The sequence below is a fragment of the Psychrobacter sp. CAL346-MNA-CIBAN-0220 genome (assembly GCF_040309805.1).
In the GTDB taxonomy this organism is placed as follows: domain Bacteria; phylum Pseudomonadota; class Gammaproteobacteria; order Pseudomonadales; family Moraxellaceae; genus Psychrobacter.
Genome location: NZ_JBEOPF010000207.1, coordinates 1 through 277, shown reverse-complemented (window position 1 = coordinate 277; position 277 = coordinate 1). Strand labels below are relative to the sequence as shown.

General features: G+C 40.1%; 1 pseudogene. It reads left to right on the top strand.

Annotation, left to right across the window (positions count from 1 at the left end):
- Nucleotides 1-234, top strand: a pseudogene (locus AAEY88_RS13345) (hypothetical protein); the annotation flags it as partial.
- Nucleotides 235-277: the final 43 nt, after the last annotated feature.

The following is a 277-nucleotide window of genomic DNA, read 5'->3' as shown; positions in this document are numbered from 1 at the left end:
GATCTATGGATTCAGCCAGTCGATACCATGACTCAACGTGAACGTCAGCTAACCAAGCAATTGCAACGTCTCAAGCATCAAGATATTCAGCATCAGAATAGTAGCTCACAGCCAGACCAACAAACAGCTTCAAATACAGCACCAGCAAATAAAGATTCTAAAAAAGATGGTCAAGCGGATAGACGACCTCAAGTACACTTAAACCTTTCCATTCCTGCGCGAAAAGATAAGTAATAAATTAAGCTCTCTATCATGTAATAGATGATGAGCCATACAA